Raw genomic sequence first — 14364 nt, 5'->3', positions numbered from 1 at the left:
TCGGATTACACCATATTTTCAGTATCTAGAGAGGCGAATAGGAGAGTATCTATCCACCGTCGGCTTTCCCGGTTCCAACTACTTCTATACGGTAATCTCGGTTTCGAGGTCGAACCCATCGAACAGCGCTTTCGCTCGGCGGGCGGCCTCGTGGCCGGCCTCGGGGATGTTCTCCATCAGGACCGTCTCGCTGGGAAAGAGCTGTTCGCCGACCTGTAGGCCGTGTTCACGGGCGGTCGCGCCGCTCACGGTGAGATAGACGCCGAGGCCCACGTCGGCGATGTCGGCCTCCTCCTCGCGCCCGGAGGTCGGGTAGCGAAAGTCGAGGCTGTCGGTGACCTCGGTTCCGAGGACCGCCCGGACGAGCCGTTCGTAGCGCGGCGAGATACACAGCGGGCCCTCGTACTCGCGGAGGAACTCTCGGGAGGGGGTCGGTCCGTCGCCGCCGGCCGGGACGACGTCGGGTCGTCCGAGCAGGGTGTGGTGGACGGTGTCGCCGAGTCCGGTCACGACCCGGACGTCCGTGTCCCGCGGGTCGATCCGCTCGTTGACGTCGGCGATCGTCGAGAGGGGGTCGGCGCGGAGTTCGACGACCTCCTCGAGGACGAGGTCCGCGCTGTCGAAGCCGAGCGCGAACTCGTGGGTGCGGAGCGCACGAAACGGTTCCTCGCGGCCGATCAACTGGAGGCGCAGGTCGCCCTCGGTGAGGGTGAGGCTGTCGAAGACGACCCGCCGGGGTTTCCCGTCGCGGTCGTCCCGAAGCAGGGTGTACTCCGGCCGCGTGGGGTCCGAGAGGTCGCTGTAGTCGGCCAGCCGATCGTAGACGTTTCGGTCCGGCTCCGTGTTCCCCTTCGTGATCGCCTTCTCGTAGCGCAGCGTCGAACAGATCTCGTCGGCGACCTCGGTCGCCCCCATACGGGTCGCGAGCCGATCGAGCACGGCCTCCAGCGGTCGGCCCTTTCGAGGAACGGCCACCGGGATCGTCGCTGTCATTGCCCCTTCGACGGCGTTCTCCGATAAACGGGTTACGCCTCGGCGGTCTACTCGGTACCGAACGCCACACCCATCCGGTCGCGCGGCGGTGACGTTACTGTATGAGTTCGTGTTCGTGGTCAGAGGTCGACGCGATCGCCGATCTCGACGAGTTCGAGGCGTCGGGGATACTCGAAGCCCTTTGCGTGGTGGTGGAGCGCCTTCGGGTCGGCGGTCAGCCCGCGCCACATGTCCCAGTGACTGGGGAGGAGGCGGTCGAGACGGAGGTCGTTCGCGCCCTCGACGATCTGGGTCTCGTCGCTGTACCACTTCGTTCGGACCCGCTCGCCCGTCTCCTTGTCGGGGATCGTTCCCACCGTTCCGAAAGCCAGCACCCCGAGGTCGATGTCGTAGTCCTCGCCGATCGCCTCGAACTCGCCGGGGCGGGCGTCGCCGCCGTGGAAGAACGTGCCCGCGTCGTGTTCGATCACGTAACTGACTGGTTGGGTGGCGTCGGGGTCGTTCGCGGGTTCGACGTTCACGGTGAACGGACCGATCCCGTGGGCCTCGCCCTCGTAGACGTCGACGAACTGCTCGTCGTCGAGGTCCCACGCCTCGTGCCACGCCTCCTGTTTCCGTGCGACCGCGAGGCTGTCCTCGGGGGCGTACATCGTTGCCCCCGTATTTTCGAGGATCGGGGCCTGGCTCTCGCCGTGGACGTGGTCCGTGTGCTCGTGGGTGGCGAGCAACGCGTCGGCCTCCGCGACGTCCTTCGGGTCGAACGGTACCGGGATCATCCTGACCGTGCGTGGCGGGTCGCCGGTCCCGAGATAGGGGTCGATGAACAGGGTGGTTCCGTCCGAGGCCTTGAGGACGAAGCCGTTGCAGCCGAGATACCAGACCGCGACGCCCTCGGGTGAACTCTCCTCGATCTCGCGGACGAGCCAGTCGCCCCAGTCGCTTCGTGTCATGGCCGAGTATGCACGAGACAGCGCCCTAATTGTACCGGTCTTTTCGAAGGCAGTGGGTGCGGTGGCCACCACGAACGCGGTCGCCCACATTCGGCGGCCGCGTGAGGGGGGCGGGGAAGGGCAGGCCTGCTTGAGGAGTTCGACCGCAAGCGACTGAAAGGAGCGAGCGGCCTTTTATCGCCAGAACGCACTGCGTTCTGGCTGACAACCAGAAGTCGGAGACTTCTGGTCATAGTGCAGGTTTTTACGAGGCGTGGTGCCCGCAGCGCGTTAGCGCGAGGACACCCAACGAAGTAAAAAAGTGCGTGGCTAGTCCTGACAGCAGCCGCCGGCCTGCTCGCCGAAGTCGACACTCAGGTGGTCGGAGATCGCCTCGTTGATCGCCTCGAGTTTCGCGTCGAGTTTCGCCTGGGCCTCGAGATACTCGGCCATCACGGGGATCTCGTGGAGTTCCTGTTGCGCCCGCTGGAGTTTTCGGAGGTCCTCCTGGGTGGCGTCGCCGGTCTGGCGGGCGAGCATGAACTCCTGACGGAGCGCCTCGAACTCGTCGATCTTGCCCTGGGCGTGCTCACTTTCCTTGACCTTCGCTTGGGCCGCCTCGTAGGCCGCGTACTCCTCCGTTCGGGCGATCGACTCGCCGAGTTCGCCTGCGAGGTCTTCGATACCGGTCTCCTCGGTACTGGAGTGGGTCTCGACGCTCATTGTCCGTCCTTCGGTCGCCGGCCGTTTCAACCTGCCGGAACCCACCCCGAAGCGCCGAGGTTAAACGCCCGCGGCCGATACACGGGGTAATGAGCCAGAACGACTTTTCCGAGGGCGATCTGCGGAACACGGGCATGGCCCTGAAACACGACCGGGAGTGGGACTACGAACTCGACCGAATCGTTGAGGCCGTCCACGACCGGGACGCCAAAAAGGTCGGCCTGCAGTTCCCAGAGGGGCTGAAACGCCGCGGTCCGAAGGTCACCGACGACCTCCGGGAGCTCCTGCCCGAGGACGTCACCGTCATGATGTCGGGCCAGCCCTGTTACGGCGCCTGCGATCTCGACACCTACATGATGCGCCGAACGGACGTCTTCGTCCACTTCGGCCACTCCCCGATGAAGGAATCGGAGAAGATCATTTATGTGCCTCTCTTCTCGAACGTCGAGGTCCTCCCGATCATCGAGGAATCGCTGGAGGAGATCGAGGGCGAGGAGGTCGGCCTCGTCACCACCGCCCAGCACATGAACCGTTTCGAGGAGATGCGCGAGTTCCTCGAGGAGCGGGGTTACACCGTTCACACCCGTAAGGGCGACGACCGGCTGACACACGAGGGACAGGTCTTGGGTTGTAACTACGCTTCCGCCGATATCGACGCCGACAACGTGCTGTACGTCGGCGGCGGGAAATTCCACCCGCTCGGGCTGGCGATGGAACACCCCGAGAAGAACGTCGTGATCGCCGACCCCGTCAACAACGTCGTCACGATCGCGGATACTGAGAAATTCATGAAACAGCGTTACGGGGCGGTCCACCGCGCGATGGACGCCGAGAAGTGGGGCGTGATCTTCTGTACGAAGATCGGACAGGGCCGGTGGGACGAAGCGGAGAGGATCGTCGACGAGAACGAGAACGCCTACCTGATCACGATGGACGAGGTCACCCCCGACCGCCTGCGAAACTTCGACATGGACGCGTTCGTCAACACCGGCTGTCCCCGTATCACCACCGACGACGGCCCGCAGTTCCACAAGCCGATGTTGACTCCGGGTGAGTACGAGATCGCGGTCGGGAACGAGCCGCTCGATTCCCTCGAATTCGACACGTTCCACGGCACCTGGTAGGTCTCCGTACCCACTTTCTCATCAATTCACTTCTCATCTAAAATTATATATATATATATTGGCGATGTTGTCGATATATGACTCGTAATCGGAGAGGATTTCTCGGTCTCGCCGCGGTCGGTGCTGGGTCCGTTGTAGGCTGTATCGATCTCCCCTTCACGGAGAGATACCAGTTCAGACGGGGCGGATCCATCCGGACCGAGGAGGCGCTCGTCGCCGACACCGGAATCAGCTTCGACAGCGCGTATCCCCACCAGTACTTCGCGCTGATCACGACCCGAAGCGAGGCAGAACGCGTCCGTTGGGAGTATATCCGCGAGGAGGACCAGGTGTTCGCCGCGAAGTTCGAGGACACGGATTTCGAGGAGGGTTTTCTCACGTTCGCCGGACTCGTGTTGCCGAAGACGAAGCAACTCGAAAGCGACGCGACGACGTTCGACGGATCGGCGATGGAATCGACCTACCGCGTGATGGACACGCGGGACGAATCGGACGAACTCGCGGTCCAGACCGTCGTCGAGTACTGGGTCCGGGACGCGAAAGCACCGACCAAGTTCTCGGTGGCGTACACCTACAACCCCCCAACGCCCCGATTGAGATCCGTTTTCGAGTCCCTGTGTCCGGTCGGAGCGGGACAACCTACCGGAACGCCCGTTGGAGATCCTCGCCAAGCGTTTCGATCGCCTCACCCGCAGCGTTGAGGTGGTCGAGCAGGTTCACGAACCCGTGGATCATCCCCTCGTACTCGTGGCGAGTGACCTCGACGCCCGCCGACTCAAGCCGATCGGCGTACTCCCGTCCCTCGTCGCGAAGCGGGTCGAAGCCAGCAGTCAGAACGGTCGCCGAAGGGAGGTCGGAGTAGTCCCGTGCGAGCAGCGGCGCGGCGTAGGCGTTCCGGTGATCGACGGGGTCGGGGAGGTAGCGCTCGAGGAACCACTCGATACTCGCGGCTTCGAGCAGATATCCTTGAGAATTCTCCTCGTAGCTCGGAAACGCGTGGACCGCGGGCGAGGCGACCGCGGGATAGACGAGGAGTTGGTGGGCGATCTCGGGACCCTTTTGATCCCGGCTCATCAGCGAGACGGCCGCCGCGAGGTTGCCCTCGGCGCTGTCGCCGCCGACGGCCACCCTCCGGGGATCGCAGTTGATCCGTTCGGCGTACTCGGCGGCCCACTCAAGGGCGGCGTAGGCGTCCTCGACGGCCGCCGGAAACGGGTGTTCCGGGGCTAGTCGATAGTCGACCGAGAGCACCGCACAGTCGGCGGCGTTCGAGAGGGCGCGACAGACCGCGTCGTAGGTCTCGATGTCGCCGATGACCCACCCGCCGCCGTGATAGAACATGAGCAAGGGATGGCCGTCGCCCGCGGGCGCGTAGAGGCGAACCGGAACCGGTTCGTCGGGTCCGGGAATCGAGAAGTCCTCGACGCGGTCGACGGGTTCGCCCTCGCTCGCGAACAGTTCGGCCAACCGTTCGCGGGCGCTCTCGGGGGAGAGCGCGTACGTCGGCGGCAGTCCCATCGTCTCGACGGTTTCGAGCAACGCCTCGGCCTGTGGGTCGAGTTCGGCCATGTCCGACCGCTCGAACGCCCGATCCTTAGCCTTCGTCATATAATTTCTATGTTAATAACCAAAAGATATTGATACTATGGCTCGCATACTACTTCGGCAATGGCCACGGATTCCCGGGTATCGGTCCTCTTCGAGTGGTACGAGCGGTATATCGGCGAGCCGGACGCGCGCACGGACGTCTACGCCGGGTTCGGGCTGTTCGTCGGCGGGATCGCCCTCGCGGTCTGTGGGCTCGCGCTGTTCCTGTGGAGCGCGAGCGTCGAACCCGGCGGCGAGTTCTACTGGGCCCTGCGACAGGTGGCGGTCGTCTTCGCGTCGCTGGGCCTACCCACTGGCATGGTCGGCATCGTCGTCCTCCTCCCCGTGAGCCGCCGGGCGCTGTACGGGGCGGGCGTAGGAATCGCCGTCTGTCTCGCCTCGATGGCCTTTTTCCTTGCCGTCTACCCGAGCAACTGGAACGTCCAGACCGCGGCGGACTACAGCGCCCAGGGGATCGCCCTCTACGCGGGGGGACTGGCGATCGTCGTCGCCTCGACGGGGGCGGCGCTGGTCGCCCACCACCTCGAACGTTCGCGGCCGGCGCCGGTCGAGGAGGACCCGCGCGAGGAGATCAGCGACGAGCGGGTGGCTCGCGACATCGAAGAGGCGATGGACGGCGTGAACCTCTCGTGGGGCGGCATCCGACGGAAGGAGACGCGCAAACTCGCCGTCGACACCGGTACCGACGACGTGGACCGTTCTTCGTTCGACCGGGTGGAGGCACCGACCACGCGCGCCTCCGGCACCGCGGTCGAGGGGGCGGTCGCGAACCTCCAGGGCCTGCAGGGCGGTCGGAAGGAGCAGGCCACCGGAAGCGGCACGGACGATCAGGCCGCCGCGCTCTCGGAACTGCGCGAGCGAAAACGCGCGGAGGCGCTGGCGACGAAGGACACCCCCTTCGAGCGTCTCCGGACGCGGATCGCGAGTATCCTCGACCGCTCCTGAGACATATTTTATTTGTGCTATTTTTAGATAGATTTATTATCTATCAGTATATCATACAACTATGGCTAAAGGACTCGACGTCGGCACGATGAACATCCTCTCGGCCCAGCAGGACGGTTCGGACACCGTCTTCGTCCAGCAGCGAAACTCCTTCGTGGAGATCGAGTATTCGGACATGGCGGAGCAGATGCTCTCGCGAAGCGACGTACTGCACATCCGCAAGGACGACCGGGTGTACGTGGTGGGCGACGACGCGCTCAACTTCGCGAATATCTTCAACCGCGAGACGAGACGGCCGATGCAACACGGGATCCTCTCGAGCAACGAGCGCTCGGCCATCCCGATGATCAAGCTCATCACCGAACAGGTGGTCGGCGAACCCGCACACAGAAACGAGCGCCTGTTCTTCTCGAGTCCGGCCGACCCCATCGACTCGGAGCTCTCGACGCTCTATCACGAGAAAACCGTGGAATCGTTCCTCGGTGACATGGGCTACGACGTCGAGCCGATCAACGAGGGGATGGCGGTCATCTACTCGGAACTCGCGGATCGGGACTTCACGGGGCTGGGAATCAGCTTCGGGGCGGGCATGACCAACGTCTGTCTGTCCTACTACGCGGTGCCCGTCATGACCTTCTCAGTCGCTCGCGGCGGCGACTGGATCGACGAGCAGGCCGCCCAGGCGACCGGGACGCCGGTCGACAAGGTGACCTCAATCAAGGAGGACGACTTCAAACTCGACTTCCGGACCGACATCGGTGGCGTCGAGGGCGCGCTCGCCATCTACTACGAGAACCTCTTGGACTACGTGATCGAACACATCTCCCGCGAGGTCAACGAGGAGGACGTCGAGGAGGGACTGGACGTGCCCGTCGTCGTCACCGGCGGGACCTCGAGTCCCCGCGGCTTCGAGAAACTCTTCGAGGACCACCTCGAGGACGCCGACATCCCCTTCTCGGTCAGCGGCGTCCAGCAGGCGAGCGAGCCGCTCTACAGCGTGGCCCGCGGCGCGCTCGTCGCCGCCCGCTCGGACGAGGGGGAACGAGCGCCGAGCACGGAGGCCGCGGCGACCGACGGCGGCGAGTCCGACGAGACGGACGACGCGGACGAGGCGGAAGCCGGGGAGTAGTCAGCGCCCGCGGAAGCGATCGAGCGCGACGTCCCACGATTCGAGTTCTCTCGGCGCGCTCGTGTGATCGGCGATCACACCGACGTATCCACACGCCTCACAGCCCACGGCGTCGCGCTCCCCGAACGAGTAGCGCGAAAGCGTCCTCCCACACTGAGGACAGTCCATGTCCTCCCCACCGACGGCGGCCACATAACCGCACCGGCCGATTACTGTTGGGCATCTACAAAGGTTTTTGTATATCCACCATGTATGAGCGTACGAGATGAGCACGCTACAGCGTCCCGCGGTCGAGCCGTGTCGACCGGAGGAGGCCACCCCCGTCCGGGTGGACGGCGACGCGCTCGATTCGACCGCCCCCGACTACCTGCGCGACCTGAAGGCGGACCTCGCCGGCGAACGGCTCGTTCCGGCCCGGCTCACGGTCGACGCCTGCTTCAAGGAGGACTGTTCGCTCTCGACCCAACAGGAGGCCGAACGGATCCGGGACCACATCCGAGCCGCGGCCTTTCTGGGGGCCGGAACCCTCACCGTCTCGTTCGACTCCGTCGGCGACGAGCGGAAGGTCAGGCCGGCGCTCGCCGCCTGTGCCGAACGCGCCCGGCGCGACGGCGTGACCCTCGAACTCGACGGCCCGCTCGCGCTCGAACCCTAACGCTTCTCCGTCCGCTCGCCTTCCTCCCGGTATGGACACGAAGCGGGCGCTCGAACGGCGACTCTCCCGGGTCCGGGGGTTCGAGACCCCGCGGGTCGAACTGGAACAGTACCCGACGCCCGCCGACATCGCCGCCCACCTCGTCCACCTCGCGGACCTCCGGGGCGACCTCGACGGAACGGTGATCGACCTCGGGACCGGCACCGGAATGTTGGCGCTGGGGGCCGCACTCCGGACTCCGGAGCGGGTGATCGGCCTCGACGTCGACCCCGCGGCGCTCGTGACCGCCCGCGAGAACGAACGGCTCGTGGAGCCACCTCGCAGCCCCGACTGGGTGCTCGGCGACGGCGGCCGCCTCCCGGTGTGTCCCGCGAACGCGACCGTGCTCATGAACCCGCCGTTCGGCGCCCAGCGGGGACACCGGGGTGCGGATCGGCGCTTCTTGGCGGCAGCCCTCGAGATCGCGGACGTGGTCTACTCGATCCACAACGCCGGCAGCCGCGGGTTCGTCGAGTCGTTTCTCGGGGATCGCGGCTGGGAGGTGACCCACGCCTACGAACTCGCGTTCGACCTCGACAGCCAGTTCGAGTTCCACGAACGCGACCGGAAGACGATCCGAGCGGAGTGTTACCGATCGTCCCGCGGAGCGTAGGTCTCCTCGTGGGCGATCGAGACGACCGTCCGGCCGTCGCTCGCGACCAGCGTCCCCTCGTCGTTCTCGATCGAGAGCCCGCCGACCGTTCGCTCCCCGCCGCGTGCCGGGATCGGGGCGCGCTCGGTACCGGTCTCGTCTTCGACCTCGACGTAGAACGTCCCCGACTCGCTGTGAATGGTGATCGCCCGGCCGTCGACCACGGCGTCGGCGCTCGCGGGTTCCGAATCGAAGGCGTGGGTCCGTTCGCCATCGCTCTCGAGCCAGACGGTATAGACGGTCTCGTCGCCGACCACCCAGCCCGTCCGTTCGACCTCGACCGTCTCGCTCCAGGTCAGCCCGCCGACCCTGACCGTGGCGTCCCCGTAGGTTTCGAGTTCCGCGGTCGAGACCTCCTGGCCCCAGACGTGCCGGTCGGGACTGGTGACGATCACGCCGCTCGTGGTCACCGCCGTGGTCTCGCCGAACGCCTCGACGTCGACGACCGAGAACATCCGGTTTTCGACCTCCTCGTCGTAGAAGACGGTGTAGTCGCCGGCGGTCATCGACGCCTCGCGGGGCTGGCTGTCGACGACCGCGAGGTTCAACGGGACGGCGACGAGACACATGACGACGAGGGGGACGACGAGCGCGGCGCTCGCGGCCTGTCTGCGGGTCACGCTCCCCGCTAGCGGGCGTTCGCTCGCGGTGAGCGCGGCGCTGATCAGCGCCGCGAGCGCGACCACGAGCGCGACACCCAGCGCCCGATAGAGGACGTACGTCTCGGGGCCGCGAATCCACCAGACAGCCCACAGCGACAGCGAGAGCGTTGTGAGGACGGTCCCGATCCAGAGCCTGAGCGGGTCCGTCGCTACCCTGCGGCGTCGAAGTAGCGCCACGCCGGCGAGGATCCCGACGAGAAAGCCGAGCACGTGACCCTGGATCGCGATTCCGTACCACCACGGCGGGGAGACGCTCGCGCTCACCTCCACGACGTTGACGGGGTTCCCGAGCGCGTCGGTGACGGTGCGTACGGCCCCTCTGGCCGCGAGCGCGACCACCGTGAGGAGCGGGTAGCGCACGAGGACGAACCCGATCAGGGCGAACACCACGCCCGAAAAGCCGATCACGGGCCCCCAGGTGAAGAGGCTCATCGCGATGCCCGCGCCGAACACGCCGAGCGGGAAGACCACGAACGCCCGGATTCGGGGATCAGTGAGCGGACCGTGGTCGGCGGTTCGCTCGGGGAAGTGCCCCCAGACGTACTCCGCGAGCGGCGCGAACACGAGGGCGGTGGTGAGGTTGCCGAGCAGGTGACCGGGTCCGACGTGAGCGAACGCCGAGAACAGCACCCCGAGGGGGTAGAAGTACGACCACGCCGAAAACGGGATCGCGAGGGGGTCGTTCCAGTGCCACAGCCCCCGCTGGACGAACAGGTAGACCGCGAGAACGCCGCCGAGGGTTAGCAGAGAGCCCCACGGAACGCCGAGGTAGAACCGCTCTCGCAGGGCGGATCGGACCCGCCGCTCGGGGCCGGCGAGTCGGAGGGCCAGCAGGGCCGACGCGATCAGCACGCCGACGACGAGCAGTTGCCACCCGAGGGACACGGGGGCGTCCGCGACCGCCATACCCCTCCCACGACGCGGGTCGAATTGAGGGTTGTGCTTCTCACATCCTCGGCGGCGTGTTGTCGCTTGAGAAACGCCCGTGAAATAATGGCTAACTGTTTCCATTCGAGAACACATCGGCCTCAACGCCGATACACTGCCAGCGTGCGCGGGAATCGTGTGTCTCTGACGTCCCGCCTCCGGCGACCCCTGATTCTTTCAGTCCTACTACACACGAGCGGCCTCGCTTCGCGGCCCGCGGGCCGCGAAGCGAACGGGGAGGGCTGGCCTTCCCGGAAGCGGTGCGCGATCTTCTCGCGGGCCTTCGGCCCGCTCGAACGGCCAGAGGGACCTTCGGTCCCTCGCTGTCGCGCACCGCGACTCGGCGGTACCCGGCGGTCATAGAAAATCGGAGATTTTCTTGGACATGAAAAGGGCGAGGAATGCACGTCCCAAGAAACGCGAAGCGTTTCTTGTGGACCCGAAAATCGCGGATACGATTTTCGACCGCCAGTGCATTCCGAGGGCTTTCGAAGGCTTGAAACGCGCCACACGCCAAGGGCGCGCCATGGAACTACGCGTACTCTCGCGCGAGGAGCAGGAACTGGCGCTGGAGATCGCCGGCGAGGACCACACCTTCATGAACGTCCTCAAGGGCGCGCTGCTCGAAACCGACGGCGTGACGGCCGCGACCTACGACATGAACCCCGAGCAGTCGGGCGGCCAGACCGATCCCGTGCTGACGGTGACCACCGAGGAGGGCGTCGATCCGCTCGACGCGATCGCGAGCGCCGCCGCGGACATCCGCGGGGCGACCGACGCCTTTCGCGACGCGTTCCGCGATGCCTCGGCCGCGGCCTGAACCCTAGATCCGGATCGGAACGTCCCGTTCGTCGAGGTACTCTTTGACCTCCGCGATCGAGTACTCCCCGAAGTGGAAGATGGAGGCCGCGAGCGCCGCGTCCGCGCCCGCCTCCTCGAACACCTCCTGCATGTGCTCGGGCCCGCCGGCGCCCGAGGAGGCGATCACCGGGGTCGAGACGGCATCACAGACCGCCCGCGTCACGGGGATGTCGTAGCCCGACTTCGTGCCGTCGGTGTCGATGGAGTTGACGAACAGTTCGCCCGCGCCCCGTGACTCGGCCTCGCTGGCCCACTCGACCACGTCGATACCGGTCCCCTCCCGTCCGCCCTTGACGGTGCACTCGAACCAGCAGGACTCGCCGTCGACCTCGGCGTAGTGTTCGCCGCGCTCGTCGAAGCGGCGTTTGGAGTCGACGCTGATGACGATACACTGGCTGCCGAACGCCCGGGCCCCCTCGGTGATCAGTTCCGGGCGTTCGAGCGCGCCGGTGTTGATCGAGACCTTGTCCGCGCCCGCTCTGAGGGTCTCCTTGATGTCTTTAGTAGTGCGTATCCCGCCGCCAACGGTGAGGGGAATGAACACCTCGTCGGCGACCCGCGAGACTGTGTCGAGCATCGTCTCCCGGCCCTCCGCCGAGGCGGTGATGTCGAGAAAGACGAACTCGTCTGCGCCCGACTCGTTGTAGGCCTTGGCCATCTCGACGGGGTCGCCAGTGTATTCGAGGTTCTCGAAGTTGACGCCGGTGTAGACGGCCGCCTCTCCGCTCTCGTCGACGTCGACGTCGATACAGGGGATGATCCGTTTGGTCAGCATCTACCCGAGGTTCGCTCGAAACGGGGTTGAGGGTTTCGACCGGCGATGAGGTGCGTTTAAGAGCCGCGCGAAACGAGGCGTTCGTATGAGCGATCACGACGACCGCGTCCCCGACGAGGAAGCGGAGGCCGAGGGGCGAGTCGACGCCACCGGCGAGGACGCCACCGGAATGACCGACGAGGACCCCGGCGCCCAGGAGGCCGCCGTCAGCGCCCCCGAGAAGGAACAGCCCACCGTCAAGACGCCGCTCGCCGAGCGCACGACTGCCCCGCAGAGCCCCTACTCGATGCGGCAGGCCGGGATCGGCGTCGCCGTCCTCCTCGTCGGCCTCCTCGTCACGCTCGGGATTCCGCTCCTGTTCTAATCGAGCGGTTCGAGCGGGTCGCGCTCTCCGAACTCGGGATCCGGTCCCCCCGTGGGAGCGGCCCACTCGACCGCGTTCGCGAGCACTTGCTGGATCTCCGGCTCGTAGTAGACGGGGTAGGTCTCGTGGCCCGGCCGGAAGTAAAAGACCTTGCCGGCACCCCGACGGAAACAACAGCCCGATCGGAACACCTCGCCCCCCTCGAACCACGAGGTGAACACGAGGGTGTCGGGCGCGGGGACGTCGAAGCGCTCGCCGTACATCTCCGACTCCGGGAGTTCGATGTACTCGTCGACCCCCTCCGTGATGGGGTGGCCCGGTTCGACGACCCAGAGGCGTTCACGCTCCTCGTCCTCGCGCCACTTCAGCGAGCAGGAGGTGCCCATCAGACGTTTGAACACCTTCGAGTAGTGCGCCGAGTGGAGGGCGAGCAACCCCATCCCGTCGAGGACGCGCTCCTGGACCCGGTCGACCACCTCGTCGTCGACCTCGTCGTGGGCGATGTGGCCCCACCACGTCAGGACGTCGGTGTCGTCGAGGACCTCCTCGGTCAGCCCGTGTTCGGGTTCGTCGAGCGTCGCCGTTCGAGTGTCGAACCCCCGTTCGTCGAGGAATCCCGCGATCACCTCGTGAATGCCATCGGGGTACTGTTCGCGGGCGTCGTCGTTCTCGCGCTCGTGGCGGAACTCGTTCCAGACGGTGACGGTGACCATACGCGAGGCTCGCCGCGGGGGGAAAAGGAACTACCGATGGGCCGTCAGCGCACGAAGTAGAGCTCGTCGTTGCCCAGAAACCGGCTCAGGTCCGCCGTCCGGCGGTAGTCGCTGCCCCGGATCACCGAAAGCGAGTCGATCAGGCGCCCCCCGTCGCCCTCGATCCACTCGGCGGGGTCGCGGATCGGGACGACGAGGAAGCCGCTGCCGCGGATCTCGCTCGCGTGCAGCGCCGTCATGTCGATCTCGATGCGCTCGACCTGCGCGGTGTAGTTGTCGATCACGTGTTCGGTCGCCCGCGCCCCGACCGGCAACAGGACGTGTGCGGCGATCGCCCGGAGTTCCGCGTCGAAAAACCGCTCCATGTCGTCGTACTCCTCCGGCGCGGGATCGCGTCCCTCGGGCGGACAGCACATGTGGAGGTAGCTCAGGAAGCACTCGTCCAGTTCGGGCGCGTCGGCGTAGCGCTCGCTCGCGAAGCCGGTCTCGAAGAGGGTCCGTTGAATCGCCTCGCCGGCGGGCGAGTCGGTGAAGGGAACGCCGGTCCGTGCGCCGCCGTGGACGCCGGGGTGGTCGCCGATCACGTGGAAGTCGGCGTTGGCGTCGCCGTAGCCGAAGACCGCCTCGATCCCAGGGGAACACGCCGACCCGCAGTCGGGACGCATCCCGAAGGGGTTGCTCGTCCGATCGGTGACGTTCTCCACGCCCCCCGTTCTCGACAGTCGAGTAAAACGCTCGCGGTTTCGTCCTCACTCGGCGACGGAAACCGCCCCGCGCATCCCCTGCTGGTCGTGGGGGATGCAGGTGTACCGCGAGACGCCCGACTCCTCGAAGGCGTGTTCGAACGTGTGGCCCTCCTCGGTCTCGATGGGGCTCTCGTAGACCCCGTCCTCCTCGGCGACGTTGTGGCCGCCGCCGTTTCCGGTCCACTCCCAGACCACCGTGGTGCCGGGGTCGACCATGATCGCGGCGGGCGAAAACGAGTAGCCCCGACTGCCCGCCCCCACCGCGACCGTGACCTCGTTCTCACCGCGGAAGTCGGCGGTGCCGTCGTAGGTTTCGGCGGCGTCGAGCCACCCGCCGTAGTCGGGTTCCTCCTCGTCCGGGACCGTCTCGTAGTCGGGTTCGTCGCCGCCACTGCCGTCGTCGGTACAGCCCGCCAGCCCGCCGACCGCGACGAGCGCGCCGGCAGCCCGGAGGACGGTGCGGCGATCGAAAGGGGGGTCGGATCTCATGTCAGGCTCGGAGTACGCGCCGAGGGCGAA

Annotated in this window: 18 protein-coding genes; 8 read left to right on the top strand and 10 right to left on the bottom strand. The window is 66.2% G+C overall.

Annotation, left to right across the window (positions count from 1 at the left end):
• Positions 1–84 precede the first annotated feature (84 nt).
• The 3 genes from QRT08_RS02010 to QRT08_RS02000 all read right to left on the bottom strand — a co-directional run bounded on the left by QRT08_RS02010 (position 85) and on the right by QRT08_RS02000 (position 2645).
• The gene (locus tag QRT08_RS02010) at positions 85–993 is read right to left on the bottom strand and encodes a phosphoribosyltransferase HisG-related protein (protein ID WP_286044017.1); all 909 of its coding nucleotides are present in this window, start codon (positions 991–993) and stop codon (positions 85–87) included.
• 119 nt (positions 994–1112) lie between these two features.
• Positions 1113–1943, bottom strand: coding sequence for an MBL fold metallo-hydrolase (locus tag QRT08_RS02005; RefSeq protein ID WP_286044015.1), 831 nt, complete (start codon positions 1941–1943; stop codon positions 1113–1115).
• Between the two features lie 309 nt (positions 1944–2252).
• Positions 2253–2645 carry a YlbF/YmcA family competence regulator gene (locus QRT08_RS02000; protein ID WP_286044014.1) on the bottom strand — a complete coding sequence of 131 codons (393 nt, stop codon included), beginning with the start codon at positions 2643–2645 and terminating at the stop codon, positions 2253–2255.
• Between the two features lie 89 nt (positions 2646–2734).
• On the opposite strand from QRT08_RS02000, the gene dph2 reads away from it, so the two are divergent.
• Positions 2735–3769, top strand: a complete 1035-nt coding sequence (gene dph2 / locus QRT08_RS01995; protein ID WP_286044013.1) for a diphthamide biosynthesis enzyme Dph2 — start codon at positions 2735–2737, stop codon at positions 3767–3769.
• A 77-nt stretch (positions 3770–3846) separates the two neighbouring features.
• Positions 3847–4470 (top strand): hypothetical protein, encoded by a 624-nt coding sequence (locus tag QRT08_RS01990; RefSeq protein WP_286044011.1) that lies wholly within the window; start codon positions 3847–3849, stop codon positions 4468–4470.
• On the opposite strand, the gene QRT08_RS01985 is transcribed toward QRT08_RS01990, so the two are convergent.
• Positions 4409–5338, bottom strand: coding sequence for an alpha/beta hydrolase (locus QRT08_RS01985; RefSeq protein ID WP_286045017.1), 930 nt, complete (start codon positions 5336–5338; stop codon positions 4409–4411). The genes QRT08_RS01990 and QRT08_RS01985 overlap by 62 nt on opposite strands.
• 99 nt (positions 5339–5437) lie before the next feature.
• On the opposite strand from QRT08_RS01985, the gene QRT08_RS01980 reads away from it, so the two are divergent.
• Entirely contained in the window at positions 5438–6322 is an 885-nt protein-coding gene (locus tag QRT08_RS01980; RefSeq protein WP_286044009.1) for a cell division protein CdpA domain-containing protein, read from the top strand.
• A gap of 61 nt (positions 6323–6383) precedes the next feature.
• Complete coding sequence (locus QRT08_RS01975; protein WP_286044008.1) at positions 6384–7451, top strand: cell division protein FtsA; 1068 nt, start codon at positions 6384–6386, stop codon at positions 7449–7451.
• Here the strand turns inward: QRT08_RS01975 and QRT08_RS01970 are convergent, their stop codons facing one another.
• Positions 7452–7619: a hypothetical protein gene (locus QRT08_RS01970; RefSeq protein ID WP_286044006.1), complete on the bottom strand. Its 168-nt coding sequence runs from the start codon at positions 7617–7619 to the stop codon at positions 7452–7454.
• Positions 7620–7716: 97 nt separating this feature from the next.
• Here QRT08_RS01970 and QRT08_RS01965 point away from each other — a divergent pair, with 97 nt between their 5' ends.
• Both QRT08_RS01965 and QRT08_RS01960 read left to right on the top strand, forming a co-directional pair.
• Entirely contained in the window at positions 7717–8106 is a 390-nt protein-coding gene (locus tag QRT08_RS01965) for a DUF7961 family protein (RefSeq protein ID WP_286044004.1), read from the top strand.
• A gap of 31 nt (positions 8107–8137) precedes the next feature.
• Positions 8138–8758 (top strand): METTL5 family protein, encoded by a 621-nt coding sequence (locus tag QRT08_RS01960; RefSeq protein WP_286044002.1) that lies wholly within the window; start codon positions 8138–8140, stop codon positions 8756–8758.
• Here QRT08_RS01960 and QRT08_RS01955 read toward each other — a convergent pair.
• A complete protein-coding gene (locus tag QRT08_RS01955) occupies positions 8734–10365 on the bottom strand; it encodes a rhomboid family intramembrane serine protease (protein WP_286044000.1) in 1632 nt (543 codons plus the stop codon). The genes QRT08_RS01960 and QRT08_RS01955 overlap by 25 nt on opposite strands.
• 547 nt (positions 10366–10912) lie before the next feature.
• On the opposite strand from QRT08_RS01955, the gene QRT08_RS01950 reads away from it, so the two are divergent.
• A complete protein-coding gene (locus QRT08_RS01950) occupies positions 10913–11206 on the top strand; it encodes a DNA-directed RNA polymerase subunit L (protein ID WP_286043999.1) in 294 nt (97 codons plus the stop codon).
• Positions 11207–11209: 3 nt separating this feature from the next.
• On the opposite strand, the gene hisF is transcribed toward QRT08_RS01950, so the two are convergent.
• Positions 11210–12022 carry an imidazole glycerol phosphate synthase subunit HisF gene (hisF, locus tag QRT08_RS01945; RefSeq protein ID WP_286043997.1) on the bottom strand — a complete coding sequence of 271 codons (813 nt, stop codon included), beginning with the start codon at positions 12020–12022 and terminating at the stop codon, positions 11210–11212.
• 85 nt (positions 12023–12107) lie between these two features.
• Between hisF and QRT08_RS01940 the strand changes: the two genes are divergently transcribed.
• Positions 12108–12386, top strand: a complete 279-nt coding sequence (locus tag QRT08_RS01940; protein WP_286043996.1) for a DUF7550 family protein — start codon at positions 12108–12110, stop codon at positions 12384–12386.
• Here the strand turns inward: QRT08_RS01940 and QRT08_RS01935 are convergent.
• Genes QRT08_RS01935 through QRT08_RS01925 form a run of 3 tightly spaced genes read right to left on the bottom strand, consistent with a single transcriptional unit; the run spans position 12383 to position 14334 of the window.
• Positions 12383–13099, bottom strand: a complete 717-nt coding sequence (locus QRT08_RS01935) for a ThuA domain-containing protein (protein ID WP_286043994.1) — start codon at positions 13097–13099, stop codon at positions 12383–12385. The genes QRT08_RS01940 and QRT08_RS01935 overlap by 4 nt on opposite strands.
• Before the next feature lie 44 nt (positions 13100–13143).
• Positions 13144–13803, bottom strand: coding sequence for a uracil-DNA glycosylase family protein (locus QRT08_RS01930; RefSeq protein WP_286043992.1), 660 nt, complete (start codon positions 13801–13803; stop codon positions 13144–13146).
• A 45-nt stretch (positions 13804–13848) separates the two neighbouring features.
• The gene (locus QRT08_RS01925; protein WP_286043990.1) at positions 13849–14334 is read right to left on the bottom strand and encodes a halocyanin domain-containing protein; all 486 of its coding nucleotides are present in this window, start codon (positions 14332–14334) and stop codon (positions 13849–13851) included.
• Positions 14335–14364: the final 30 nt, after the last annotated feature.

Source organism: Halalkalicoccus sp. NIPERK01 (assembly GCF_030287405.1).
Lineage (GTDB): Archaea > Halobacteriota > Halobacteria > Halobacteriales > Halalkalicoccaceae > Halalkalicoccus.
Note: the sequence above shows the minus strand (reverse complement) of the source record. Positions and strands in the feature narration are given on the sequence as shown.